Source organism: Brevibacillus sp. NRRL NRS-603 (genome assembly GCF_003013445.1).
Lineage (GTDB): Bacteria > Bacillota > Bacilli > Brevibacillales > Brevibacillaceae > Brevibacillus > Brevibacillus formosus.
The window spans coordinates 1-24,543 of record NZ_PXZN01000037.1 but is presented as its reverse complement, the minus strand read 5'-3'; the positions used below and the strand labels follow the sequence as shown (position 1 = coordinate 24,543).

The window sequence follows — 24,543 nt, the reverse complement described above, 5'->3', positions numbered from 1 at the left end:
CGTCAAAGTGACGATTCACGATGGCGGGATTTCGAAGGCGAAACAAGTGCGTGAAATGCAAAAGGAGCAAAGCGTTGAGCTTTGCTCCTTTTTTCGTCTTCTATTTGGAACTACACCACATATGCTCCCGCTTCGATCACGCGATCTGCAATCGAACGTTTGAGTGCCACCGTGTTGATCGGCGTGCGGCGAGTCAGCTTTTTGAGGATCGAGAGGCGCAGACGAAGCTCGTCGCCCTCTTCCATCGCCGCCAATGCTTCTTTCGCCCAGCCTTCGATACGATCGAATGCCTCATGCACATAGACAGCGGTCATTTCCAGCTTTTGCTGCTCGGCTTCGATGCCATTTGCCGCCATTGCTTTCTCTGTCCGCTTCACGATGCTGTCCATAGCATACAGCTCGATCAGCATGTCAGCCGCAAATGCCAAGAGTTCCTGTTCTTTGGACATTTCCTGCTGGTATTTCATCAACGCAGATCCTGCCACCATCAAAATGATTTTGCGCGTGATGTTGATCAGATGCTTCTCCATTGCCAAAGGTGCATCTTCAATCTCTTCTGGATAATAGCTCATCAGATCTGCTTGCAGACTGCTTGCTGCTTGCATGAGCGGCAGTTCGCCTTTCATCGCCTTTTTCACGAGCGTATCCGGGATGAGCATGCGGTTGATTTCGTTCGTTCCTTCGAAAATGCGGTTAATCCGTGAGTCACGGTACATGTTCTCGATCTCATACTCGGACATAAAGCCGTATCCGCCGTGGATTTGCACGCCTTCATCCACGCAGTAATCCAAAACCTCAGTAGCAAATACTTTATTGATCGAGCATTCGATCGCATAATCCGCAATCGCCTTCGCAACCTCGGCGCCATCATCCGCTTTTTCACCCAAGCGAGTCAGCGCTGTATCGAACAGACCCACTGTCCGATAGACGGAGCTTTCTGCCGCATACGTTTTCACTGCCATGTTCGCCAATTTGTTTTTGATTAAAGTAAAGTTGGCAATTGGCGTTTTGAACTGCTTGCGTTCTTTTGCGTAGTTCGTCGCGAGTTCCACCGCTTTTTTCGAGGAGCCGACTGCACCCACCGCGAGCTTGTAACGACCAACGTTCAAAATGTTGAACGCGATCACGTGACCTCTTCCAGGTTCACCGAGCAGATTGGCTACCGGCACAGGTACATCTTGCAAAATGACCGTGCGCGTCGAGGAGCATTTGATCCCCATCTTCTTCTCTTCCGGTCCAAACGAAACACCTGGGAATGTGCGCTCCACGATAAAGGCAGTAAATTTCTCGCCGTCAATTTTCGCGTATACGATAAACACATCAGCAAAGCCAGCGTTTGTGATCCATTGCTTCTCTCCGTTGAGAATATAGTGCGTGCCATCTGCGGAGAGCGTCGCTGTCGTTTTCGCTCCCAGTGCATCTGAGCCCGAGCCTGGCTCTGTCAGGCAGTAAGCAGCAATTCGTTTTCCAGACGCCAAATCAGGCAGGTAACGCTGTTTTTGCTCCTCGTTTCCAAAGTATACGATCGGCAGTGACCCGATACCGACATGAGCGCCATAGCTGAGTGCAAAGCCTCGAGCCAGCGAGAACTTCTCTGTGACGAGTGCGGTGCTGACTTTATCCAGCCCCAGTCCCTCATATTTCTCCGGAACGTCACCAGCCAACAGACCGAGCTCCCCTGCTTCCTTCAACAGACGAACCGAAATATCAAATTGATGGTTTTCAAGCTCTTCCAGATGAGGACGAACTTCATTATTGACGAAATCCTCTGTCGTCTTGGCAATCATCTTTTGCTCTTCGGTGTACTCTTCTGGCACGAATACATCATCAGCTGAACCTGCATCGATCAAAAAGCTTCCACCGCGGATCAAATCTTTTGTTTCTGCCATTACTATCCCTCTCCTTATTTTAAATTTAGATCATTTCAAAAACGCCAGCGGCTCCCATTCCCCCGCCGATACACATCGTAACGACTCCGTATTTGCCGCCTCTGCGCTTCATTTCGTTCAATAGCTGGACGGTCAGCTTGGCACCACTGCAACCGAGTGGATGCCCTAATGCGATTGCCCCACCATTTACATTGACCTTTTCAGGATCGAGACCCAGCTCGCGAATGACGGCAATCGATTGAGAAGCGAACGCTTCGTTTAACTCAAACAGATCGACATCCTCCAAGCTGATTCCCGCCAGCTTCAATGCTTTTGGAATCGCAACCACTGGACCAATCCCCATGACATCAGGATCTACGCCGCCAACTGTAAAAGAACGGAACTTGGCAATCGGCTCGATACCCAGCTCGGCTGCTTTTTCGGCAGACATCACGATAACGGCTGCCGCACCGTCACTCGTTTGCGAGGAGTTTCCTGCCGTTACGCTGCCTTGCACATGAAAGACCGGTCTGAGCTTGGCGAGTGCCTCCATCGTCGTGTCTGGACGCGCTCCTTCATCCGTGTCAAAAACACGTTCCTGAACGTGAACCTTGCCAGCGTCATCCACAAAATGCTGCTTGACTGTCAAAGGTACGATTTCATCCTGAAATTTCCCCGCGGCAATCGCAGCCGTCGCACGCTGATGGCTGCGAAGTGCAAACGCGTCCTGATCCTCACGGGAAATCTTGTTTCTCTTCGCCACTTCTTCAGCCGTATGGCCCATGCTCATATACGCTTCTGGCTTCGTTTCTACGAGAGTCGGATTGAGTGCGATTTTGTGACCGAGCATCGGCACCAGACTCATGCTCTCCACCCCGCCAGCGACAACCACATCGGAGCTGCCGACCATGATCTGCTGAGCAGCGTAAGCAATCGTTTGCAAACCAGAGGAGCAAAAGCGATTGATCGTGATTCCCGATACATTTGTCGGCAATCCAGCACGCAGTCCGATTAAGCGAGCCATATTCATGCCTTGCTCAGCTTCCGGTACAGCCGTCCCCATGATGATATCCTCGATATCAGCCGGATCGAGCTGTGGCACGCGGCGCAACAGGTCGCTTACAACTGCGGCTCCCATATCAACTGGGTGAAAATCCTTGAGACTTCCTTTTTTCGATTTACCGATAGCGGTGCGGGCGCCCGCGACAATAACTGCTTCTCTCATCGTTATCCCTCCCTCTCCCTAGTTACGCAAAGGCTTGTTTTTGGTCAGCATGTGCTGCATCCGTTGCTGGCTTTTCGGTGTCTTGATCAGTTCGAGGAACGCTTGCTTTTCCAGCTCCAAAATGTAGCTCTCTGTCACTTCTGTACCCGCTGGCACGTTACCACCGGACATGACATAGGCAACTTTGCTTGCGATCAGCTCATCATGCTCGGAAATATATCCACTCTTCTTCATGGCATAAATATTTTGGCGTAGGTTCGCATAACCCGTTTCGCCGATCACGCGAATTTTACGTGGCGCTGGCGGCGTGTATCCCTCTTTATCCATTGAAAGCACCAGCTGCTTGGCATCGTATAACAAATGATCAGCATTCACGCTGATGCGGTCAGTTGGCCGCAGGTACCCCAAATTGATGGCTTCCTGACCACTCGTAGATACCTTTGCCATAGCAATGGCTTCAAACGCTTTCGCCACGAACGGGAACGGATCAACTGGCACGCTGCCTCCCTCTGGAACGTTTTCCATTGCTCGGAACAGCATCTCCTTCGTTCCTCCGCCACCTGGCAGAAGACCTACTCCCACCTCTACCAGTCCGAGGTACGTCTCTGCCGATACCTGTACGCGATCCGCGAGATAGACCACCTCGACACCGCCGCCAAGTGTCATGCCGAACGGTGCTGCCACGACAGGACGATGCATGTAGCGCAGTGCCCGTGCGGTTTTGTGGAAATTGGTGACGAGCATGTCGAGCTCCAGCCAGTTCTCATCCTGTGCTTCCATCAATGCCATTGCGAGATTCATCCCGACGCAGAAGTTTTTGCCTTGATTACCGATGACCAGACCGGCGAAGTTCTTCTGCACTTCCTCTGCGGCCTGACTTGCCATGTGCAAGACATCCATTCCGAGTGCATTGTGCGGGGAGGTGAATTCCAGACATGCGACTCCATCGCCCAAATCAATCAAGGCAGCACCCGCATTTTTCTTGATCAGCTTGCCTTGTTCCTTAAGGGCTGCCAAGTTGATGTTTTCCTTGCTCTCTTCGATGTCCTTATATGCGCCTCCGATGGAAAATACGCTGCGCTTCCCTTGCTCTTTTTTGTAAAAGGAGGTTTTCCCACTCGCGAGCAGTTCCTCGACGAGTGCCGGAATCTTCTCGTTTTCTTCACGCATTCTTGCCACTGACTTTTCGAGACCGATGGCATCCCATGTTTCGAATGGCCCCATCTCCCAGCCGAAGCCCCACTTCATGGCTTGGTCAACAGAGACGATATCGTCAGCGATCTCATAAGCCTTTTCCGCAGAGTACAACAGTACCTTTTTGAAGACACTCCAGACAAACTCACTGCCCTTGTCCTTGCCGTATGCGAGCGCTCTCAACTTCTCAGGCAAAGTCTTGGCTGTTTTGGCTGTTTCGAGGGAAGGGAACTTCGGCCTCACACTTGGACGGTATTCCAGCGTGTCAACCGACAGTACCAAAATCTCTTTGCCTTTCTCCGTCTTCACCTGCTTGAAAAAGCCTTGACCAGCTTTTTGCCCGATCCATTTTTTCTCCACCATTTGCAGAACGAACTCCGGCACTTCAAAAACCGAACGCTCCTGCTCATCCGTGCTTTTGTTCCTGACGTTACCCGCCACATGCACGTACGTATCCAATCCGACAACATCGAGTGTGCGGAACGTCGCGCTCTTCGGACGGCCAATGACCGGTCCTGTCAACGCATCTACCTCATCTACCCCAAGCCCCAGTCGCACCATTTCGTGGATCGACACCTGCAATCCATATGTACCGATGCGATTGGCGATGAAGTTAGGTGTATCCTTGCAAACAACCATTCCTTTTCCGAGCACATGCTCACCAAAATGCTTCATGAAAGAGATGACTTGGGGGTCTGTATCAAGACCTGGGATCAGCTCCAACAGTTTCAAGTAACGCGGTGGGTTAAAAAAGTGCGTGCCGAGGAAATGCTTGCGGAAGTCATCAGAGCGTCCATCTGCCATTTCGTTGATCGAAACGCCAGACGTATTGGAAGACACGATGGTTCCTGGCTTGCGATGCGCTTCTACCATAGCAAAGACGCTTTTCTTCACCTCGATGTTCTCGACAACCACCTCAATAATCCAATCGACCTCACTCAAGCAAGCCAGATGGTCCTCGAAGTTACCAACTGTAATTAGTTCGATGTTCTTTTTATCGTAGAGCGGCGCCGGCTTCTCCTTCAAAAGTCGGTCACGGCCCGCTTGTGCTATCCGGTTTTTCACCACGCTATCAGACAAAGAAAGTCCTCTTTTACTCTCATCTTCTGTCAATTCACGCGGCACGATGTCCAGTAAATAAGTGGGAATACCGACGTTGGCTAGATGTGCTGCGATCCCGGCGCCCATGACGCCTGAACCGAGAACTGCCGCCTTGCGAATTTTGCGTTCCATCTCCAAATCCTCCTTTTTAAAAACCTAGTCATGGCATATTCATGGTCAAAAGAATGGCCGCGCACAGTGAATACCTAATATTCAGACTAGAAGTGCATTTTTAAAACTTCTACTTTCTCCATAGATATTCCTGTGTACATCAGCACATGTCTCACGTTGAATGAATGCTCATTCAGTATGTGGGTTAAAAAATGACATCCCACGCTTTGGCTGTCTTGCACGCCCGGAGATGCTACGCTCCCACCAACTGAATCACCGTTCAGTTTTTATTGTAATCGAAAATTCTGTCAGTTGCAATCGTCACTTCACGAAAGAATAGAAAAGAGGCACTCTGTAGTCCAGTGTCCTCTTTTCCATGCTACTTTTCCGAGTAAATTAGCGTCGTGATCTTGCGTCCGTAAGTGTTGGACGCGTCTTCTTCCAATCGGTATTCAATCTGGAAGTCGCCGTTTTTCGGGTCTTTATAATGAGCAATCACCCAGAGAGCTTTCGCATTGTTTTCGTCTGCCTTGACCGATATTTGTACCGGTCCGTTGTACGTAGGCACTTGCTCCAGCTTTGCCATGCTTTTTATCGCATCGTCTGTAAAGAGCGCAGACAGCTGCTTCTGGTTTTTGGTTTCGTACGCCAAATTCGCCGCTCGTAAATACACCTGCGCGATATGCTTCTGATTCGCAGGTGAACCTCGGAACTGCGAAGCTACATCCATCCGGTAATAATCAATCAGTCGATCCATCACAACGATGTATTCCGCACGCGTCAGGATCTTGTTCGGAGAAAAGGTCTTATCTGTGAGAAACAGATTGAATTCCCGGATCGCCAGTGGGTATGGTGAATATGTATCCCGATAGAATCGGTCGCGCTTCCATTCATAATAGCTGTTAAAGAAAGAGACTGTATCCTGTGGTTTAATATTGGCCGTACGGAATTTTTGTGGTGCCATCATATGAAACAAGATCAAGCTGGCCTCTTCTCTCGTCAATGGCCATTGCATCCCGGCACTGGACATCCACCAGTCCGGATTTTCCTTTTCTTGTTTTTTCATCAAGTGCCCGGTTTCAGCCAAATATAGATAGTACAGCATCCGGTCTCCTGGATCAAACTTGCCCAGATCGTCCGTTTCGATTTTCATCATGGTCTTTAAATTGCTCAGCAGTTGATCTACTTCCCCCCGGAGTAGATAGCGATGATCCAGGTTTGGCTTGCGTTCTGGCTTCTCTATCTGTCCGTATACCGTCTCAAATACGCGATTCAGCATAACCAGAGCTTCGCCTCGAGTAATCGGCTTGTTTGGGTAAAAAGGCTGATATCCCTTTCTCTTTACGATGCCCAAATCCGCCATTTTGTCGATCTGCTCACTTGCCCAATGTCCCTGTATATCCGTGTACATGCCAGACGCAGCCGCATTCGCACTCCCTGAAAAAACGCTTTGCACCACTAGCAGTGCCAAGAGAAAAACGATAGCAAAACGCTTTACCATGACTTACAATAACTCCTTTCTTTTCATGATCGTTTCCTTACTCCCTTTATTTGGAATTCGTCCCCAGTAGCATCCATTCCTGCCATATTGGTCTATTTTCCTGGGTCTGATCTCTCTCTTTCTTGTATCGGGAGGAAACCGGAACTTCGTTATACTTTTTCAGAAGAAATGAAAAAGAGCCGCACTTTGTATGAGCGGCCCAATTATATCCTTTTTTTCTTTACGCTGACTATCCTTCAATCTGCTCTAACCAGCCTGGTCCCTTGGTCGCAAGCAGCCGGTATATGAAAATGTTAATGAGAGTGAACAGGACGATAATCCCAAGAGCGATTCCTAACAAGAATGTCCCAGCGAAAAACTGGCGAGGACGACTAGGCCTCCTGCCATAAGGCCTAAGACCAGCGGAATTAGAAAAAGAGCCATCGGTTATCCCAACGGCTCTCATGATTAGTTTTGTGGTACAAAGCTGCCATCACGCAGCATTGTCAATTCGCCCATCATGAATGCTAAATCTTCGTTTTCGTCAAACTTTCCACTTTCCTCCAACGCTTCCAAACGACGCAGAAGCATGTTGGCAAAATCTTGAATCTGTACCGGATGTGCCTCCGTATCCGCATCATCCAAAACTTCAAAACCAGTCAAGGCTTCCAAGTGGGTGACGATACGGAAGCCGCCAATTTCCCCCAGGAACTCTTGCTTGTTCATTTTTGATTTCTCCAATTTTTGCAGCATGGACAAAATATCATTTGCTACCACACTCGGAAAAGCAACTTGATAAAAGTTGCGATTTTTCGCTTCCTCGGTTTTGATAATCAACACATCAATACCGTCCGGTTTTTTTGCCTTTTTGCCAAACCCAAACATATATTCCACCTCAATCGTTCGATCTGTCCAACTCTCTCCATGATAGACATAATCCGAGAGTCAGACAACCCCTATCCATATATTTACTGGGCTATTTGTCTTTTTTGACACACACGCTATCTTTAAACGATTGCTCTCAAGTGAGGTGCGCCATGAAAGTTAACTGGAAAAATTGGATGTTAATTCTCGCTCTCTCTTTGCTCGTCACAGGATGCATGACGCAAGTAAAGCAGGAGCAGGCCAAAACCAAGGCCAAAACACAGAGTAAGCCTGCCAAGCAGTCTGCCATCCAAAAGCTCGGCGATAACAAAATGGATGTCGTCCTCTTTTTGAAGCAAGCCGAGCATCAGCTGGAAAATGTCTATTACGCTGCTGCGGACAATGCGAAGGGCAAATCTGTGATCGAGGATGGTCTCGTCTTTCGTGAATTGCCTAAGCGCTTCGACAGTAAAGACAAGATAACCGGGTACTTCGGTCGTTTTTGGAGCCGTCCGCTGGCAGAAGCCATGTACGACAACATGACAATCAAGTTGGTGAAGGATAAGGTATACGTAGCAATCCCACGCGTCGATTATCCGACTTTGATCTCGGTACGAAACACAACTGTTCAAAAAAACAATGGAGAACTCAGTGTGACCGTGGAAGATGTAACCGATTCCTCCTTTGCTTCTGACCGCACGCTGCGCTACCGACTCGTGCGCGATCAAAAGACTAAACGGTTCGAAATCAAATCACGGTTGGGCGCTTATGGGAATGAACAATTTCAATAATCCTCTTGACATTTCTGGCAGACCCAGCGAATAATAGTGAATTAATAAGCACATAGTGAGCGGCAATGACGGGGAATAGTAAAACCGCCCTTCAGGTCCAGAGAGCGAAATCCATCGGCTGAGAGATTTCGTCCTTGAATCGGTTTGAACCCACCCCAGAGCATCCAGGGAAGACCTGGACAGGTTTCTTTCACCTGTTATCAAAGAAAGAGAGCCGGGCGTTTCTTGGCTGAAGTATGCCTTCAGTCCAAAACGTCAAATAAGGTGGTACCGCGTGAGGTTATCAAGCCCTTTCGTCCTTATCAAAGAGACGAGAGGGCTTTTTTGTATGCAAGAAGGGGGTTTTACGCATGAAAAAGGGTAAGTTGCGTTTGGTAGTAAAGGTGGGGAGCAGTTCGATTGCAGCAGCAACAGGCGGTGTTGACCCGGCGAAAATGTCGCTGCTCGTCTCGGCTATCAGCCAATTGCGTGAAGCGGGTCATCAGGTTGTCTTAGTCTCCTCGGGAGCTGTCGCCAGCGGTTATCAAAGTCTCGGCTATCAGCAGCGACCGCGATCCTTGGCAGCCAAGCAGGCAGCGGCGGCCATCGGGCAAAGCCTGTTGATGCAAACCTATACGCAAATGTTCGGCGCCCATAACTTCAGCGTGGCGCAAATCTTGCTGACACGCGGTGACTTTTCACACAAGGAACGGTATCAGCACGCATTCTCCACGTTGTCACTGCTTTTGGATAAAAACATTTTGCCAATCATCAATGAAAACGACACGGTATCCGTAGCGGAATTGACCTTCGGAGACAATGATATGCTTGGCGCACTCGTCGCTGGTCTCATCCATGCCGATTTGTACACGATCCTGACTGATACGAACGGCTTGTACGACAAAGACCCGCGTTATCATGCTGATGCCAAACACATGGGCTGGCTCGAATGTGTGACAGACGAAATCGAGGCACTTGCAGGCGGAGCTTCCCAGCTGGGAACAGGCGGTATGCGCTCCAAGCTGATTGCAGCAAAAACGGCTCAATCATTAGGAATTCCGAGCTTTATCGGAAAATTGACAAATACCACTGATTTGCTGGATGTCCTTACTGGCAGCGGGAATGGCACCTACGTCAACTACCGTCCAGAAGCGCCTGCAACGAACGGCGTTCCCACACGCAAGCAGTGGATTGCGCTTCACTCCCCTACCCGCGGAAAAATCACGGTAGATAGCGGTGCAGCGGAAGCGATTTTGGAGAACAGCAAAAGCTTGCTCTTGGCAGGTGTCCGCGATGTATCCGGCATGTTCGAGCAAGGTGAGGTTATCGAGGTTTACTGTGAGGGTACGTTGATCGGTCGCGGTATCAGCAGATTTACTTCAGCACAGCTCAGTGATTTTCTTTCCCCTGATAACGTAACGCGACACAGCGGTACTGTTATACATCGAGATGAATGGACGCCTGTCATCTAAACGAATCCATGTAGATAAAAAAGGAGTTGGAGAAACCATGGAAGGCTTGAAGGAAAAAGTGCACGCACAAATAAGCCTGGCCAAACAGGCTTCACGAAAAATGGCCATACTCTCTCGCAAAGAAAAAGACGAGGTGCTCGTCGCAATCGGCCACCAGCTGTTAGCTGATCAGACTGTCATTCTCTCCGAAAACGCCAAGGACATTGCCAGCGCGGAAGCAGACGGTCAGCCTGCCTCCTATCTGGATCGTCTCCTGTTGACGCCGGAGCGAATGGCACAGCTCGTGGATAGCCTGACCAAGCTGGTATCCCTCGATGATCCGGTTGGGGAACGAATCAACTCGTGGACACGGCCAAACGGACTTTTCATCGAACAAATCCGCGTCCCTCTCGGCGTCATTGGAATGGTGTACGAAGCCAGACCGAACGTCACTGTTGACGCAGCAGCTATCGCGATCAAAACGGGCAATGCGATCGTCTTGCGCGGCAGCCACAGCGCTGTTCACAGCAACCTTGCGTTGGTGACTAGCATTCGTCAAGCGCTCGCTGCGACCGGACTTGACGCGGAAGCGGTACAGTACTTGCCTTTTGCCGAACATGCTTCTGTCGATTACTTGTGCACCGCCAATGGTCTCGTTGATGTCATCATCCCTCGGGGTGGCGCAGGATTGATCCAGCGGGTTCTGCAAATCGCAAGCGTTCCTGTACTCGAAACAGGCGTCGGAAATTGCCACATTTATGTGGATGAAGCCGCTCACTATGACATGGCTGAAAGCATCGTGATGAATGCCAAAACGAGTCGGCCTGCCGTATGCAATGCTGCCGAAACACTACTCATGCACCGCAGTTGGCCACAGGAAAATCAACGTGCCTTGCTTCAAAAGCTACTGGCGAAGGGTGTTGAGCTCCGGGCTTGTGAGCGTACGTTAGAACTGCATTCCGACCTCGCTGCTCAACTACACCATGCAACATCAGAAGACTGGGACACGGAATACTCTTCGCTGATTCTGGCCGTTCGCACTGTCGATAGCCTGAGCGAGGCCATTGAACATATTACAGCGCATACTTCCGGCCATTCCGAGGCAATCGTAACGGCAGATGAAATCGCAGCCCGTCAGTTTTTGACTGCGATCGATGCAACAGCGGTTTATCACAACGCCTCTACCCGCTTTACCGATGGTGGAGAATTCGGCTTCGGTGCCGAGATCGGTATCAGCACGCAAAAGCTCCACGCTCGTGGGCCGATGGGCTTGCCAGCGCTCACTTCATACAAGTATGTCGTACGCGGAAACGGCCAAATCCGATAGTCCAAAGGGAGGGGAATCACCATGAATAACCAAGCAACAGCGATTACAGAGGGGCGGATCGGTTTTCTCGGTGCAGGCTCGATCGTAGAGGCTATGCTTTCCGGCATCGTAAAGAAAGGCTTACTCCCTTCTGAGCGTATTTCCGTCACGAACCGCAACAATATGGAGCGTTTGGAACAGTTGGCAAATGATTACGGGGTAACTGCTACTCAAGACAAATTTGAGGTAGTCCGCTCTTCCGATATTTTGATTTTGGCCATCAAGCCAAAGGATGCAGCAGAGGCTTTGCAGGATTTGCGTGGGGTCGTTCGTTCCGACCAATTGATCATTTCAGTAGTTGCTGGCGTCTCTACCAGCTTGATCGGAGAGTGGCTCGGTGCAGAGTGCCCGATTATCCGCACGATGCCCAATACATCGTCTGCGGTTGGTTTGTCAGCTACAGGACTGTCCGCGAATCCTTTTGTACAGGAAGAGCATCGCGAGCTGGCCACCAAACTTTTCGAAGCAATTGGCACCGTATATGAAGTCGCCGAGGAAGAGCTGGACATCATCACTGGGTTGTCTGGAAGTGGTCCTGCTTATATTTACTATTTGGTAGAAGCCATGATGGGGGCAGGTGCCACAGCGGGGCTGGATCGGGAAATGGCACGTCAATTAACGCTGCAAACCGTGATTGGCGCGGCACATATGCTCCTCGATACACGCGAAGAGCCTTCTATTCTCCGCCAAAAAGTAACGAGTCCGGGTGGAACGACACAGGCAGGGCTGGAAATATTGGAAGCCTATCAATTTCAGGAGGCCGTCACGGCAGCCATCCTGCGTGCCGCGGAAAGATCGCGGGAGATGGGGGCACAATACCAGTAAAGTCGTTTTGTCCCCCCTCCTTGTCATGTATAATAGAAAAGATCAAGCATAGTCGAGAAAAATGACGAAGGAGGTCCCATGGAAATTTACGCCTTGTACGGCACCAGTGGAACAGGAAAAAGCACCAGTGCATTAGAACTTGCTCACCGAATGAACATCGACGCCATTATTGATGATGGCATCCTGATTTACCAAGGACGCAAGGTGGCCGGAACCTCTGCCAAATATGAAAAGACAAAAATCCAGGCGGTAAAACGAGCTATTTTTCATTATAAGGAGCACGCTGAAGAAGTACGGCGAAGTCTTGGCGAGATTCAACCAAGTCGACTGCTCGTGTTAGGAACTTCGCAGCGGATGATTGGTCGGATCGTCGAAGCGCTGCATTTGCCTTTTCAGGTGGACTTCATCCCAATTGAATCCATCAAGCCACCGCAGGAAATCGAGGCTGCACGCTACGTGCGGGAAACAATGGGCAAGCACACGATACCGATTCCGCGCGTGGAGGTAGAAAAAGATTTCCTCCAGCGGCTCATCTCTTCAGCCCAACAGATTTTCAGCTCGAAAAAAGAAGTCATTGGGGAAACAACTGTGGTTCATCCTCCGTTTTCAGGCGGACGCATCGTAATTCATCCTCATGTATTGCGAAAAATCGTGGAAGCAGCCTGCAACCAGTTTGACGAGGTCCAGCATGTGGTCAAAATCGTCTCCAGCTTTGAGGATTTACCCCGGTTTCAGGTTTCGATTGCTCTTCAACTGCCTTACATGACAAATATTCCAGCACTTATCTATGCCCTTCAATCTACATTGTACAAAGAAGCTCAATATTGTCTCAATATCGCTCCCGCCAGCATCGACATCGTCGTTTCTTCGCTGGAGCTAACCTAATCCGATCCGGTCCTTTGTGACCGGATTTTTTTTGGCTGCAATCCTCAGGGGTTACATCCTGACTTGATGCTCATCCTATACATGATTCCATCTGAAAGGAGCAACCCGATGCCATCCATCCTGTCTTCCAAGCCCTTTACACAAGCTCCCATTCCCGAACCGCCTAAGGTCATTTCAACAAAGGACTTGAGCTATCTCAAGGATGCTTTGTCATGGGAACTGATCGCTTTCAAAAAACTGCATGCTTTCGCACAGCAAGCTACTGATCCCCAGGTCAAGCAATGTCTGGAACAGCAAGGCCAAATGCACCAGCGACACTACCAAAAACTGCTCAGTCACCTGCAAAACAACAACACCGCAGTGATGGCGACCATTCCGCAGATACAGTCCCAGCAACAGCAACAGCAATCCCAACCGCAACATCAAATGCAATAAGGGAGGAATCGGGATGCCAAACCAAAACCAGATCGCCAATCCGCAATCCGGTCAACTGCCACAAGTAAAAGGTCCGCAAATGAACGATCGTGATTATCTCAACGATTGTTTGGCTACCTGCAAATATTTGACAGATAATTTTAACGTAGCCGTTCGTGAAGCCAGCCATCAGCAGCTTTATGATGACATGCTGCAAATTTTGAATGAAACCCATCAATCAGCCCGCGATGCTTTCAATCTCATGTTCCAAAAGGGATGGTATAAGCTAGAAGCTGCCGAACAGCAACAACTGCAGCAAGCTTATCAACAGTATAGCGGGTACTCAACGCAATTCCCCTATCACTAAAGTAGTTGAAGACACCTGACGCAAGCAGGTGTCTTCTTCTTTTCATGAATCCCTGCCACGCAGGAGCTGCGATAATATAAAAAGAGACTTTTCCATGTCGGCTTCCTCTGCGTACACGTAGGACAAACGAAGATGATGACTATCTGTCTGATCATATACAAAGCCTGGATTTAACAGGACCCCTTTTGCCAATGCTTCCGTAAAAAGCTTGCGCATCGAAAATGCCTGATGCAGACGGAGCCAAATATAAAAACCGCCATGTGGAATACGCCAATCTGCCAGATCGCCAAACCAGCGAGTAAGACATTCGCACATCTTGTCCCTTCTGTGTCGCAACGCGGTTCTCAGCTGATCCAGATGCCGGGAGTATCTATCGCTTGTGAGCCATTCTGTCGCTACCCATTGTGAAATAGCACTCGCTCCGTAATCTGTCTGCATTTTCACATCCGCGAGACGCTCAATGACAGGCTCTGGCCCTACAATCCAGCCGATCCGCAGTCCAGGACTAAGCGTTTTGGACAAGCTGCCCAAATACAAGACCAACCCGCTCTGATCTCTCGCCTTCAAAGGCAATGGCCCCTGTTCATCTAACCACAATTCTCCATAAACATCGTCTTCCAACACAGGCAGTCTCTCCCGCTCGCATGCGGCCAGCACTTGCTCCCTTCGGTTCTCTGACAGGCTAATCCCCGTCGGATTGTGGAAAGCCGAAATCGTATAGAGTAGTGCCGCGTTATGCGCCTGTTTTTGTCTCGTCAGCACTTGGGGAGAGATTCCTTCCTCATCCATCGGTACACCAACCAGACGCATTCCCGATGATTGAAACAAAGGCAGAGAGAATAAATACGAAGGTTGTTCGAGCAAGATGGCAGATCCACGGTGAAGGATGCCAATCGATATCAACTGCAAGGCTTGAAGGGCCCCCGAAACGACCAAAATAGACGCTGGTGAAGCTTCGATCCCTCTGCTCCGCAAATGATTGCTGATCGCCTGACGCAAAGGCAACAGCCCTTTTGGCTCCGAATAACCGAGATGAGTCATTTTGCCCTGCAAGCTAGCCATGACCTCTTCCATCTCCGCAACAGGAATCAAGCTTGGCGCCAGCTCACCTGTCCCCAAACGAATATACCTCGGGTCTGGCTCATAACGATTGATATCCTGAATCGTCGGCGAATTGGGGAGATGCGCTCCTGCCTGAACGTAGCCTAGCCAATTCGGTGGCGGTGTGGTCGTCAATAAGGACCACGTGTTGTTGCTGACGACGGAGCCACTGCCTACTGTTGCTTCAATGAAGCCATCCGCTTTTAGCTCTTCCAACGCCGTCACCACCGTGCTGCGATTTACATCAAAGGTTTGCGCCAACGCTCTTTGTGTTGGCAATTTACTATTGATTGGCCACTCTCCGCCTGCAATTTTCCCCTTGATATATGCCACAATCTGCGCGTAGATCGGTATGTCAGATGACTTGTCAGGCTTCCAGTCTATCGTCAGCACAGGCACATTCCTCCTCGTCTTATCATTGTAAAATTGGTTGGTTTGGATGTAAACCAATTGGCTGGAGACAACGAATTCACAACCGTGAATAATGACAGTAATGCAAATGGCCTTTGCATTGAGAGAGAAACGGGGAGGAAACGATCATGCTGGAAGCGATTTTGCACGGCTTTGTGCTTGCTTTTGGACTTATTTTACCGCTCGGCGCACAAAATGTTTTTGTTTTTAATCAGGGGGCTCTACAACCTACATTACTTCGCGCCATGCCCGTCGTACTGACTGCGGCACTCTGTGATACCCTGCTTATTTTATTAGCGGTATTGGGAGTCTCTTTGGTCGTATTGACAGTCACATGGTTAAAAACGATTCTATATGTCGTCGGCTTTTTCTTTTTAGTGTACATGGGATATTTAACGTGGCGTAGCCGTCCCAATACGGAGGATGGAGAGAAGGAGCGCTTTTCGGCCAAAAAACAAATCATGTTTGCTGCCTCTGTCTCTTTGTTGAACCCGCATGCGATTCTAGACACGATCGGGGTGATCGGCACCAGTTCACTCAGCTATACCGGAACAGAAAAATGGGGTTTTACGGTTGCCTGCATCCTCGTATCCTGCTTCTGGTTTTTCGGACTTTCCGTAGCTGGTCGTACGGCAGGACGCTTGGACCGTTCTGGAAAGTTACAGCGCGGCCTCAACATAGTTTCAGCTGTGATTATGTGGGGAGTGGCCGTCTATATGGCAGCCCAACTACTCATCTCGTAAAGAGTTCGTGAAAAAGTGCATAATCCCAACCTCCTCCACTCAAAATACTCCTATTCGGGTTTTCGAAGTGGAGGTTTGTTCAATGCTTTTTACCAAATCGGATGCACTCTTGGATGACTTGTATGAGATTGCGAAAAATGTGCATCAGACGGCGATCTATTTTAATGAATACAAAGTTACTTCACTAGAGACTGTCAAAACCTTTTCTTCGGAAATGAAAGAGTACGAAACAAAAGGCGACAAGCTCATCCATGAAATCATCGTGCAAATCAACAAGACGTTTATTACCGCCATCGAGCGTGAGGACGTTCTGGACCTTGCCGTCAAGCTGGATGATGTGCTAGACGGATTGGAGTTTTGTGCTTCGCGGCTCTATATATACGACATCATGGAACCAGATCAAACGATGGTGCGGTTCGGTCAACTCATCGAAGAAGCTACCAAGCAAATTCTTCTCGCCATCGAACTGCTCCAAAAGCAGAAGTTGTCCGCTATGAAGGAGTACATCATCCGCATTAACGATTTGGAAAGCGAAGGGGATGAATTGGTGCGGGAGAGCATCCGGCAATTATTCAAGACCTCGAGCGATCCGATTCACATTATGCAGCTCAAAGAGGTTTACGAAGTGCTCGAGGATGTCATGGATCATTGCGAGGATGTCGCGGATGCGATGGAATCCGTGATCATGGGCAACACTTAAACAAGGAGACCTACTTTCATGCAAACGAGCCTTCCCCTTGTTATTGCCGTTATCATTTTGGCTGTTTCCTTTGATTTCATCAACGGGTTTCACGACACTGCCAATGCCATCGCAACCACTGTGTCCACCAAAGCTCTCCCACCTAAAATTGCCATTGGTCTGGCAGCTATCATGAACTTTATCGGTGCCCTGACATTTACTGGAGTCGCCAAAACGATCGGTGGAGATATCGCCGACCCAGCCAAGCTCGAATTCGGTGTGCTTGTGGTCATGGCTGCTCTCTTGGCTGCGATCCTTTGGAATTTGATTACGTGGTGGTACGGTATCCCCAGCAGTTCGTCTCACGCTCTCATCGGCTCACTCGTTGGTGCAGTCCTTGCTTCCGCCGGAAGTGCGCAAATCAACTGGGCCGGTTTTTTAAAAATCTTTCAGGCGCTTATTATGTCGCCTGTTATCGCGCTGGTTGCCGCTTACCTCATGATGAAATTGGTTTATTTCATTTTCAGTCGGATCATGATTCCCCCTACCAAGGTCAATCGGGGTTTTCGCTTCTTTCAGATTTTCACGGCGGCCCTGCAATCCTTTACACATGGAACGAATGACGCACAAAAAGCCATGGGCATTATCGTGTTCGCTCTCGTAGCCGCTGACCTGCATGCAGATACGAGCACGATTCCTTTCTGGGTGCAGTTCATTTGTGCGCTTGCGATGGGCTTGGGAACCTCTGTCGGGGGCTGGAAAATTATCAAGACGGTCGGGGGCAAAATCACCAAGATTGAACCAATCAATGGGGCCACTGCCGACCTCACCTCGTCTTCGATCATTTTTACCTTTACGCAGTTAGGGTTGCCTGTCAGTTCTACCCATGTCATCTCTTCCGGAATCATGGGGGTCGGTGCAGCCAAACGGCTGAAAAGCGTCAATTGGGGCGTTGCCAAACGCATCGTGATCACCTGGTTTATTACGCTGCCGATCTCTGCCTTGCTCGCTGCAGCCATCTATTTGTTGCTACATGTATTTATCTAAAAGCAAGGGGGACGAGCAACTGTCTCGCCCCTTTTTTGTTTTATGCCCAGCTATTCAACTTACGGGAGATTCGTTTAAGATCAAGCGCGGAGAACCGTATCTCAAATGACGGCAAGTTTATTTGTTGAAACGTAAAGAAGACCGTTCAAACTGCTTCTGATAGATGATATCTTGAATACAGATTATACCGAGAGCGAGTGATCTTTGATGATAATTAAATTGTACAGGGAAAGGGTGAGTGATCAATAGAGGAGGTAAGCCTTTGTACAACCATTTAGAACTAATGAGCATTCAAGCAAGAGTACTCTATATTCATGATCATACTGGACGTATCACAACGATTAACGAGCCAACGAACCAGCCTGCTCCTCGATTTTTTTGGGGACAGACCGTTGCTGGCAGAATTCTAAGATTTCACAGCGACGTACCAAATCGCATAATCCACGACATCAAGCAATCCCTGAATCAGGGTGATTCAACCGAGCAACTGCCTAATGTTATTCATGCGTTGGAGAAAGACAGAGAAATTAGAGGCTTATGGATGGGGCCGGCTTTTACATTTCATGAAACCGTAAAGGATTACACAGACGCCACCTTGGTCACTGAAGAGAATAAACACTGCTTGGAACCAGGGTTTCCTACCCTTTTATCGGAACTGAAGTTTCGAGAACCTTGTTTTATGGTGACGGAAAACAACATGGCCGTATCTGTCTGTTTTAGCGCAAGAAGTAGCGATAAGGCTGCAGAGGCCGGTGTCGAGACATTGAAAGATTATAGAGGAAAAGGATATGCGATGCACGTAACGTCCTCATGGGCCCAAGCGATAAGACGGTCTCAAAGGATTCCTTTATATAGTACATCATGGGATAATTATTCTTCGCTGTCCATTGCAAAACGCCTTCGTCTTCACCTTTTTGGAACGGATATTTCGATATATTAAGGTTTACATCAAAATGAAAGGCCATTCCGGAAAGGATGGCCTTAAAACTTACCGTTACGGCCTTATCACACGCGGCCCGTGTTCACAAATATAAGACAACCATTCACATACTGATTAGACATTTTGCTCAGAGGCTGCTGAGCCCTCTTCTATTTTGACCACAAGCTTTTCACCACCACGGTTTACCTGTTTCACTTTATACTCTCTATTTCCATCATTCCCTTTTCAACAAATTGGGCATTTCACAACTTGTCTTGCACACTTGCCCGCCACTATAATTTTATTTCGCAATGACTTCACCTTCCCCTACATCTGCAACCAAGTCGGCGACCTTTGCCTCCAAATTGCGCCATACTTCCCATTCGAGCTTTTCGATTTGTTTACTTTCTCTTGTTTTTGAAACAATTGATCGACATGGGTGCTGTAAACTCTCCATCACACTTCGTCCCGCCTTTCGATGAGCTGGTCAATCAATTCTTTGGCGACCTTCCAAGATGCCAGCGCTTTTTCATACGCCTCTCTCCCCTCCACAGTCACCTGATAATATTTGCGCCTGCCTCCCTGACTTTCATCTCCCCAATAGGAAGCTATCAGCTTTTGTGACTGTTTTTGAAAATGGTATTAAATTGCTTCTACTCACACAAAAAACAAGACCACTCAAAAAGTTGAGATGGTCTTGAACAAATAGGCAGCCCGGTCGTTTTATTGTTTCACCTGGTACACCAGATAGGGTGCTGGCGTCCGTTTTCCGTTTAATTCCGGCCAAACATAAAGCAGTTCCAGTGAGGGACTATTCCCCTTGTTAGACTCTGTAGATGACTCACCTATCTCTGAAAAATTCCCTTCCAGGCCTACTACCTGTCTGCTGGTGCTATCCACCCAAACCTTATACTTGTGACTCTCCGCTAATGCTCCTTGTGTAATGGCAATGAAGTCTAGCCTGATTGCTGAGTCTTCCACCGCCGCGCCCTCCATTGCAAGCTGTGTGATTTGTCTTGGCAAATAGTACGCTAGTTTTTTGGCACCGATTTGGGCTGCTTCTACTTGGGACAGCTCCGGGGAAGTATGTGACTCCGTATTTGTTCTCATCCGATACGCCAGCAGTTGACCGGATTTCTTGGCAAACCTCGCAGTGAGATAAGTAGCATCTGTCATTTTCCACGTATATTCCATGTACGAGTCGTGTTCTTCTGTTGATAATGGACGGTTAACCTCTTCGATACCTACACCGAACTCTTTTTGGATCAGAGTGGCTATCTCCTCATCTGAGTTGGCCATGAGCAGCTTACCTTGTGCCTGAATCGGGATGAGGCTATAGCTACCAGTTGCTGCTACGCTCTGAAAGCGACGATCGAGGACTTCCCCGTTCAATGCGTTGATATAGCCTGCAAAAGTCGCTACTTCTTCTTGTTTCAAACTGGCTGTCAGCCTTTGTACTGCTTCCTCTTTGGAAATTGCCTTTTCCGGGTTGGGGAATATGGAGAGATTCGCTTCTGCATCGAGATTCTCCTCAATGACCATACCCGCTGGTGATCCATCTGACTCCAAAGGAACCTTCACGACACTATCGGCGAACGGTATACCGTTAATCACGCGTTGAAAAACAGCCGTATCTTTTTCCAGATGGTTAGAAGCGAGTTGATATTGCTTACTCTTATCGCCTAATTTCTGCTTCATATATTGCTCCACAGACAGCGTTGACGTATTGCTTGCCGTAGTTGCCGTTTTTGGCAGTGCTTGGCTTTCTGGGAGCGATTGTGATTGCGTAATGACACTCTGTTCTCTCTGTTTGGGCTGTTCTTTCACCTGGCTTATTTTCCGCTGCTCGGCAACAGGAGGAATATTCCTTTGCTCCGGTATGTCCTTCTCTTTTGCCAGTGAAGGCGCATTCTCTGCACGCTGCTCCGTGCGTACACTGCTGGTCCCAACTGGTGCTTCTTTTCCGTCAGGCACAGCTACCAAGAGAGCCAGTACGACAGCCGCAGCTGCACCTCCTGTCATCGACAAGATACGGCCCACTTTTTTCCTCTGCTTCATCTGCCTTGCCTGTTTAACCAGCGTCTGATCCAAATAGGTGACAAATTCCTGACGAGGTGGTGGGTCTTGCCTTCTTAACCCGCGCAGTTGGACCGTCAGCTTCTCATCCTCTAGCCCACTCATTTAGAAAGCCCCCTTCCTCCGTATCATCCATCATTTCTTTGACCAGCTTTAATGCCCGATGGGTGTTTACTTTCACCTTGGATTCCGATACACCCAGGATTTCTGCCGTCTCCTTGACGCTGTATTCCTCGATACAGCGCAAAATCAGAACCAGACGATAATGGGGCGCTAGCTTTTGGATCGCTTGCTTCAGCTCACGAGCGTTTTCCCTTTTGGTCAGGACGTTTTCCGGACTCCCTTCCTTGGTCGCCAGCTTCATCAGCAAGTTTTCTGAGAAAAAGGACTTGATCTTCTGCTTGCGATGCTGGTCGATCGCCGCATGCTTGGCGATGGAGAACAGCCATGTTTTGAGGGCGACTCTGCCATCAAATCCGGCGATCCCTTTTAACACTCTCGTAAAAACCTCCTGCGTCAAATCCTCGGCATCATTCTGGTTGCCGGTAAAATGGAGCAGAAAGTAGTAAACGTCCTGATAGTGAGCATGATAGATCGCGCTAATCCGCTGCTCGATATCCTCCTGCACGGGTTAGCCTCCTGTCTTAGTACGGACTTTTATGAAATTCAGCTGCAGTAGTAAATTTGCCGGTTAGGGCATCCATTTCTTGGTGGTCTAGAGATATGGCTGTTCTGTACACCAGAATGGGTTGATAACTTGGGTTATCCGACAAAATATCGGCAGCCGATGTGAAATATTGCAGCTCCAGTGGACGCACTTTCAAGTATTCCTTTAGCGCCTGCTCATGTGATACAGCCTTTTTGGGGTCAGGCAGAATGAGTGGTTCCCAAGATACATCATACATATGCAGACCTATCACCGCTCCCGTGATACGGTCTAGTCTGATAGAAATCACATCATCCAGAACAGGAATCCCTTCGTGCACATTTACAAACTTGAAGCCCTGCTCAGCGCCTCTCTGTCGAAACTCTGCTGTCCCAATCGGCATCACTTCTTTTACATGCTTTGGTCCGTACTTTTCCAGCGCAGTAATAGCTATTTTCATCGATTCTTCTGGCGTTAGCCATTTCTTTCCGTTTGGATCTTCTTCAGGGTATTCTCTTTCTTTCTTTTTCTTGTCAACCATACCGTAGCTTATGAATCGTCCTGTTTCTTCCTCCGTTACAATTATAGCATCCAAGTCTTTATTGATTTCATGTGAATATTCCTTACCTTTCGTATCTTCAGAAATGCCTTCTTTTATTTTTTCAGCTTTGCTCTCGATCCCAAAAGCAGCGAACATAGCTGCTGCTTCCTCTGTCGTCTTTACGGTTACTTCCTTACCGACAGGATTCACTCTGACAATAGGATTATAAGCACTCCCCGAACCTTCATAATCAGGAACTTCCTCGCCTGTTTTGGCATCGATAAATTCCGAGAATTCCGATTTGTAGCGTAAGGTAGGAGAGCCATACAAGTATTCCTTCGTTTTCTCGTCCCATCTCTCTACTGGCTGTTTCAAATAAAAGAGCTTCAGGTGTTTGGCGAAGGCTTTTTCCGCCTGATCCTTGGATATGGCTTCCTTAGGATCAGCAAACTTCAAATCTTCGAGGGCTGGTGCATCATCGCCCCCAAGATTATATAAGCCTGACCCTTTCGATATGACTTCCCCCTTGCTGTTTACGGTTAGATTAACATTCACATTCAAATATGGAAGACCGTTTACCTGTTTCGTAAACAAAGCTTCATTTTGATCCGAATAATTAGGGTTATATTTGAAGCCACCCATATCTGCTCCGTACCATTGCTTCATAAAATCTGTTGCTTTGCTGACTACCTTGTCATGCTCAATCTTCGGCCTTCCTTCTTCGGGAAATTCCTCGTCGTAGCTAAACCAATCGGGATTCCCTTGTTTATCCAAACCGAATTCAAAAGACGGCGTCTTCTTCTCCTTGGACGTTTGCAAGATGATGGTTATACGATTCGTTCCATCATTATTTTCTTTAATCTCAAGCGTACTGTAAGAAAAATCGGCTAAATATGGAAGCGTTTCCTTTACCTTTTGGATTGCAAGCTCTACCTTCACTTTCCATTCAGGCGCAAGCTCCTTTGCCTTGCTCTCCTCCGCCAGCACTTGACCATTATTCGTCAGATGGATTGGCGTAGTAGCAAGTAGCGTTGCAGTTGTTACCGAAAAAATCACTTTATTCAGCTTTTTCACCATTTACATCCTCCCGTCTTTTTTCAACATTAATTAATCGTAAGAAATAGCAAAAGGTTACAAAAAATACAAAATAAAAAGGCTGTTGAATCAATTATCAACAGTCTTTTTATTTTGTATTACAGGGATAGATATGTTTTTCCACCCCTTCTTCAATCGAATAGGGAAAAAGTGTTTATCCCCTTCACTCCGAGAACAGGATAATAGTAACTTCCCAAGCTATTGTCCTCAAAGGAGCTGAGAGCAACATGTCTCGTCACTGGTATCAGAACCAGACGATAATGGGGCGTTTGCTTTTGGATCGCTTGCTTCTGCTTGCGATGCTGGTCGATCGCCGCATGCTTGGCAATGGAGAAGAGCCATGTTTTCAGAGTGAATCTGCCATCAAATCCGGCGAGCCCTTTTAACACTCTCGTAAAAACCTCCTGCGTCAAGTCCTCGGCATCATTCTGGTTGCCGGAAAAATGGAGCAGAAAGTAGTAAACGTCCTGATAGTGAGCATGATAGATCGCGCTGATCCGCTACTCAATATCCTCCTGCACGGGTTAGCCTCCTGTCTTAGTACGGATTGTAATAAATTTCACCTGTAGTAGTAAATTTGCCGGTTAGGGCATCAATTTCTCGGTGGTCTAGAGATATGGCTGTTCTGTACACCAGAATGGGTTGATAACTTGGGTTATCCGACAAAATATCGGCATCCGGTGTGAGATATTGCAGCTCCAGTGGACGCACTTTCAAGTATTCCTTTAGTGCCTGCTCATGTGATACAGCCTTTTTGGGGTCAGGCAGAATGAGTGGTTCCCAAGATACATCCTCCATATGCAGACCTACCACCTCTCCCGTGATACGGTCTATTCTGATAAAAATCTCATCATCCAGAACGGGAATCCCTTCGTGCACATTTACAAACTTGAAGCCCTGCTCAGCGCCTCTCTGTTGAAACTCTGCTGTCCCAATCGGCATCACTTCTTTTAAATGCTTTGGTCCGTACTTTTCCAGCGCAGCAATAGCTAGTTTCATCGATTCTTCTGGCGTTAGCCATTTCTTTCCGTTTGGATCTTCTTTAGGGAATTTTATTTCTTTCTTTCTCTTGTCAACCACACGGTAGCTCATGAATCGTCCTGTTTCTTCCTCCGTTTCAATTTCAGCATCAAAGTCTTTATTGATTTCATGTGTATATTTCTTACCTTTCGTATCTTCAGAAATGCCTTCTTTTATTTTTTTAGCTTTGCTCTCGATCCCAAAAGCAGCGAACATAGCTGTTGCTTCCTCTGTCGTCTTTACGGTTACTTCCTTACCGACAGGATTCACTCTGACAATGGGATTATATGCACTCCCCGAACCTTCATATTCAGGAACTTCCTTGCCTGTTTTGGCATCGATAA

The 24,543-nt window shown here is 48.3% G+C and carries 23 protein-coding genes and 1 pseudogene; 11 read left to right on the top strand and 13 right to left on the bottom strand.

Features of this window, described 5'->3' with window-relative positions:
- Positions 1-110: 110 nt before the first annotated feature.
- The 5 genes from C7R94_RS24125 to C7R94_RS24105 form a co-directional block, all read right to left on the bottom strand.
- Positions 111-1,889: an acyl-CoA dehydrogenase family protein gene (locus tag C7R94_RS24125; protein WP_106785262.1), complete on the bottom strand. Its 1,779-nt coding sequence runs from the start codon at positions 1,887-1,889 to the stop codon at positions 111-113.
- A 25-nt stretch (positions 1,890-1,914) separates the two neighbouring features.
- Positions 1,915-3,093, bottom strand: a complete 1,179-nt coding sequence (locus C7R94_RS24120; protein ID WP_106785261.1) for an acetyl-CoA C-acetyltransferase — start codon at positions 3,091-3,093, stop codon at positions 1,915-1,917.
- A gap of 18 nt (positions 3,094-3,111) precedes the next feature.
- Positions 3,112-5,520: a 3-hydroxyacyl-CoA dehydrogenase/enoyl-CoA hydratase family protein gene (locus tag C7R94_RS24115; RefSeq protein ID WP_106785260.1), complete on the bottom strand. Its 2,409-nt coding sequence runs from the start codon at positions 5,518-5,520 to the stop codon at positions 3,112-3,114.
- A gap of 358 nt (positions 5,521-5,878) precedes the next feature.
- Positions 5,879-7,000, bottom strand: coding sequence for an S-layer homology domain-containing protein (locus C7R94_RS24110; protein ID WP_106785259.1), 1,122 nt, complete (start codon positions 6,998-7,000; stop codon positions 5,879-5,881).
- A 447-nt stretch (positions 7,001-7,447) separates the two neighbouring features.
- Positions 7,448-7,864 carry a glycosyltransferase family 2 protein gene (locus C7R94_RS24105; protein WP_106785258.1) on the bottom strand — a complete coding sequence of 139 codons (417 nt, stop codon included), beginning with the start codon at positions 7,862-7,864 and terminating at the stop codon, positions 7,448-7,450.
- A gap of 152 nt (positions 7,865-8,016) precedes the next feature.
- On the opposite strand from C7R94_RS24105, the gene C7R94_RS24100 reads away from it, so the two are divergent.
- From C7R94_RS24100 to C7R94_RS24070, 7 genes are all read left to right on the top strand, one after another.
- Complete coding sequence (locus C7R94_RS24100) at positions 8,017-8,634, top strand: hypothetical protein (protein ID WP_106785257.1); 618 nt, start codon at positions 8,017-8,019, stop codon at positions 8,632-8,634.
- A 350-nt stretch (positions 8,635-8,984) separates the two neighbouring features.
- The gene (gene proB, locus C7R94_RS24095) at positions 8,985-10,085 is read left to right on the top strand and encodes a glutamate 5-kinase (protein ID WP_106785256.1); all 1,101 of its coding nucleotides are present in this window, start codon (positions 8,985-8,987) and stop codon (positions 10,083-10,085) included.
- Complete coding sequence (locus C7R94_RS24090) at positions 10,063-11,391, top strand: glutamate-5-semialdehyde dehydrogenase (RefSeq protein WP_106785255.1); 1,329 nt, start codon at positions 10,063-10,065, stop codon at positions 11,389-11,391. The genes proB and C7R94_RS24090 overlap by 23 nt, the downstream gene beginning before the upstream one ends.
- Positions 11,392-11,412: 21 nt before the next feature.
- Positions 11,413-12,255, top strand: a complete 843-nt coding sequence (gene proC / locus C7R94_RS24085) for a pyrroline-5-carboxylate reductase (RefSeq protein WP_106785254.1) — start codon at positions 11,413-11,415, stop codon at positions 12,253-12,255.
- Positions 12,256-12,333: 78 nt separating this feature from the next.
- Entirely contained in the window at positions 12,334-13,140 is an 807-nt protein-coding gene (locus C7R94_RS24080) for a hypothetical protein (protein ID WP_106785253.1), read from the top strand.
- A 108-nt stretch (positions 13,141-13,248) separates the two neighbouring features.
- Positions 13,249-13,575 carry a ferritin-like domain-containing protein gene (locus C7R94_RS24075; RefSeq protein WP_106785252.1) on the top strand — a complete coding sequence of 109 codons (327 nt, stop codon included), beginning with the start codon at positions 13,249-13,251 and terminating at the stop codon, positions 13,573-13,575.
- A gap of 13 nt (positions 13,576-13,588) precedes the next feature.
- Positions 13,589-13,921: a spore coat protein gene (locus tag C7R94_RS24070; protein ID WP_106785251.1), complete on the top strand. Its 333-nt coding sequence runs from the start codon at positions 13,589-13,591 to the stop codon at positions 13,919-13,921.
- A gap of 42 nt (positions 13,922-13,963) precedes the next feature.
- Here C7R94_RS24070 and C7R94_RS24065 read toward each other — a convergent pair whose 3' ends face one another.
- Positions 13,964-15,415: an aminotransferase-like domain-containing protein gene (locus tag C7R94_RS24065; protein ID WP_106785250.1), complete on the bottom strand. Its 1,452-nt coding sequence runs from the start codon at positions 15,413-15,415 to the stop codon at positions 13,964-13,966.
- Positions 15,416-15,561: 146 nt separating this feature from the next.
- On the opposite strand from C7R94_RS24065, the gene C7R94_RS24060 reads away from it, so the two are divergent.
- The 4 genes from C7R94_RS24060 to C7R94_RS24045 all read left to right on the top strand — a co-directional run bounded on the left by C7R94_RS24060 (position 15,562) and on the right by C7R94_RS24045 (position 18,842).
- A complete protein-coding gene (locus C7R94_RS24060) occupies positions 15,562-16,176 on the top strand; it encodes a LysE/ArgO family amino acid transporter (RefSeq protein WP_106785249.1) in 615 nt (204 codons plus the stop codon).
- A gap of 82 nt (positions 16,177-16,258) precedes the next feature.
- On the top strand, positions 16,259-16,876 hold the full coding sequence (locus tag C7R94_RS24055; RefSeq protein ID WP_106785248.1) for a DUF47 domain-containing protein: 618 nt from the start codon (positions 16,259-16,261) through the stop codon (positions 16,874-16,876).
- An 18-nt stretch (positions 16,877-16,894) separates the two neighbouring features.
- Positions 16,895-17,902, top strand: a complete 1,008-nt coding sequence (locus C7R94_RS24050; RefSeq protein WP_106785247.1) for an inorganic phosphate transporter — start codon at positions 16,895-16,897, stop codon at positions 17,900-17,902.
- A gap of 262 nt (positions 17,903-18,164) precedes the next feature.
- A complete protein-coding gene (locus C7R94_RS24045; protein WP_106785246.1) occupies positions 18,165-18,842 on the top strand; it encodes a GNAT family N-acetyltransferase in 678 nt (225 codons plus the stop codon).
- Between the two features lie 280 nt (positions 18,843-19,122).
- On the opposite strand, the gene C7R94_RS30105 is transcribed toward C7R94_RS24045, so the two are convergent.
- The 7 genes and pseudogenes from C7R94_RS30105 to C7R94_RS24015 all read right to left on the bottom strand — a co-directional run.
- Positions 19,123-19,278 carry a hypothetical protein gene (locus C7R94_RS30105; protein WP_158264707.1) on the bottom strand — a complete coding sequence of 52 codons (156 nt, stop codon included), beginning with the start codon at positions 19,276-19,278 and terminating at the stop codon, positions 19,123-19,125.
- Positions 19,278-19,433, bottom strand: coding sequence for a helix-turn-helix domain-containing protein (locus tag C7R94_RS24040; RefSeq protein WP_233220652.1), 156 nt, complete (start codon positions 19,431-19,433; stop codon positions 19,278-19,280). The genes C7R94_RS30105 and C7R94_RS24040 overlap by 1 nt, the downstream gene beginning before the upstream one ends.
- A 111-nt stretch (positions 19,434-19,544) precedes the next feature.
- Positions 19,545-21,002 carry a hypothetical protein gene (locus C7R94_RS24035; RefSeq protein ID WP_106785245.1) on the bottom strand — a complete coding sequence of 486 codons (1,458 nt, stop codon included), beginning with the start codon at positions 21,000-21,002 and terminating at the stop codon, positions 19,545-19,547.
- A complete protein-coding gene (locus C7R94_RS24030) occupies positions 20,983-21,525 on the bottom strand; it encodes an RNA polymerase sigma factor (RefSeq protein ID WP_106785244.1) in 543 nt (180 codons plus the stop codon). The genes C7R94_RS24035 and C7R94_RS24030 overlap by 20 nt, the downstream gene beginning before the upstream one ends.
- 16 nt (positions 21,526-21,541) lie before the next feature.
- On the bottom strand, positions 21,542-23,161 hold the full coding sequence (locus tag C7R94_RS24025) for a YcdB/YcdC domain-containing protein (protein WP_106785243.1): 1,620 nt from the start codon (positions 23,159-23,161) through the stop codon (positions 21,542-21,544).
- A gap of 305 nt (positions 23,162-23,466) precedes the next feature.
- Positions 23,467-23,676: pseudogene (locus tag C7R94_RS31050) on the bottom strand (RNA polymerase sigma factor); the annotation flags it as partial.
- Positions 23,677-23,716: 40 nt separating this feature from the next.
- A partial coding sequence (locus C7R94_RS24015) for a YcdB/YcdC domain-containing protein (RefSeq protein WP_369835024.1) occupies positions 23,717-24,543 on the bottom strand: 827 nt, incomplete at its 5' end.

Excerpts from the sequence above, each read along its gene's own strand:
- C7R94_RS24105 (WP_106785258.1), bottom strand. The coding sequence starts at position 7,864 with ATGTTTGGGTTTGGCAAAAAGGCAAAAAAACCGGACGGTATTGATGTG.
- C7R94_RS24110 (WP_106785259.1), bottom strand. The coding sequence starts at position 7,000 with ATGGTAAAGCGTTTTGCTATCGTTTTTCTCTTGGCACTGCTAGTGGTG.
- C7R94_RS24120 (WP_106785261.1), bottom strand. The coding sequence starts at position 3,093 with ATGAGAGAAGCAGTTATTGTCGCGGGCGCCCGCACCGCTATCGGTAAA.
- C7R94_RS24125 (WP_106785262.1), bottom strand. The coding sequence starts at position 1,889 with ATGGCAGAAACAAAAGATTTGATCCGCGGTGGAAGCTTTTTGATCGAT.
- C7R94_RS24055 (WP_106785248.1), top strand. The coding sequence starts at position 16,259 with ATGCTTTTTACCAAATCGGATGCACTCTTGGATGACTTGTATGAGATT.
- proB (WP_106785256.1), top strand. The coding sequence starts at position 8,985 with ATGAAAAAGGGTAAGTTGCGTTTGGTAGTAAAGGTGGGGAGCAGTTCG.
- C7R94_RS24035 (WP_106785245.1), bottom strand. The coding sequence starts at position 21,002 with ATGAGTGGGCTAGAGGATGAGAAGCTGACGGTCCAACTGCGCGGGTTA.
- proC (WP_106785254.1), top strand. The coding sequence starts at position 11,413 with ATGAATAACCAAGCAACAGCGATTACAGAGGGGCGGATCGGTTTTCTC.
- C7R94_RS30105 (WP_158264707.1), bottom strand. The coding sequence starts at position 19,278 with ATGGAGAGTTTACAGCACCCATGTCGATCAATTGTTTCAAAAACAAGA.
- C7R94_RS24075 (WP_106785252.1), top strand. The coding sequence starts at position 13,249 with ATGCCATCCATCCTGTCTTCCAAGCCCTTTACACAAGCTCCCATTCCC.
- C7R94_RS24090 (WP_106785255.1), top strand. The coding sequence starts at position 10,063 with ATGAATGGACGCCTGTCATCTAAACGAATCCATGTAGATAAAAAAGGA.
- C7R94_RS24070 (WP_106785251.1), top strand. The coding sequence starts at position 13,589 with ATGCCAAACCAAAACCAGATCGCCAATCCGCAATCCGGTCAACTGCCA.
- C7R94_RS24080 (WP_106785253.1), top strand. The coding sequence starts at position 12,334 with ATGGAAATTTACGCCTTGTACGGCACCAGTGGAACAGGAAAAAGCACC.
- C7R94_RS24050 (WP_106785247.1), top strand. The coding sequence starts at position 16,895 with ATGCAAACGAGCCTTCCCCTTGTTATTGCCGTTATCATTTTGGCTGTT.
- C7R94_RS24025 (WP_106785243.1), bottom strand. The coding sequence starts at position 23,161 with ATGGTGAAAAAGCTGAATAAAGTGATTTTTTCGGTAACAACTGCAACG.
- C7R94_RS24115 (WP_106785260.1), bottom strand. The coding sequence starts at position 5,520 with ATGGAACGCAAAATTCGCAAGGCGGCAGTTCTCGGTTCAGGCGTCATG.
- C7R94_RS24060 (WP_106785249.1), top strand. The coding sequence starts at position 15,562 with ATGCTGGAAGCGATTTTGCACGGCTTTGTGCTTGCTTTTGGACTTATT.
- C7R94_RS24100 (WP_106785257.1), top strand. The coding sequence starts at position 8,017 with ATGAAAGTTAACTGGAAAAATTGGATGTTAATTCTCGCTCTCTCTTTG.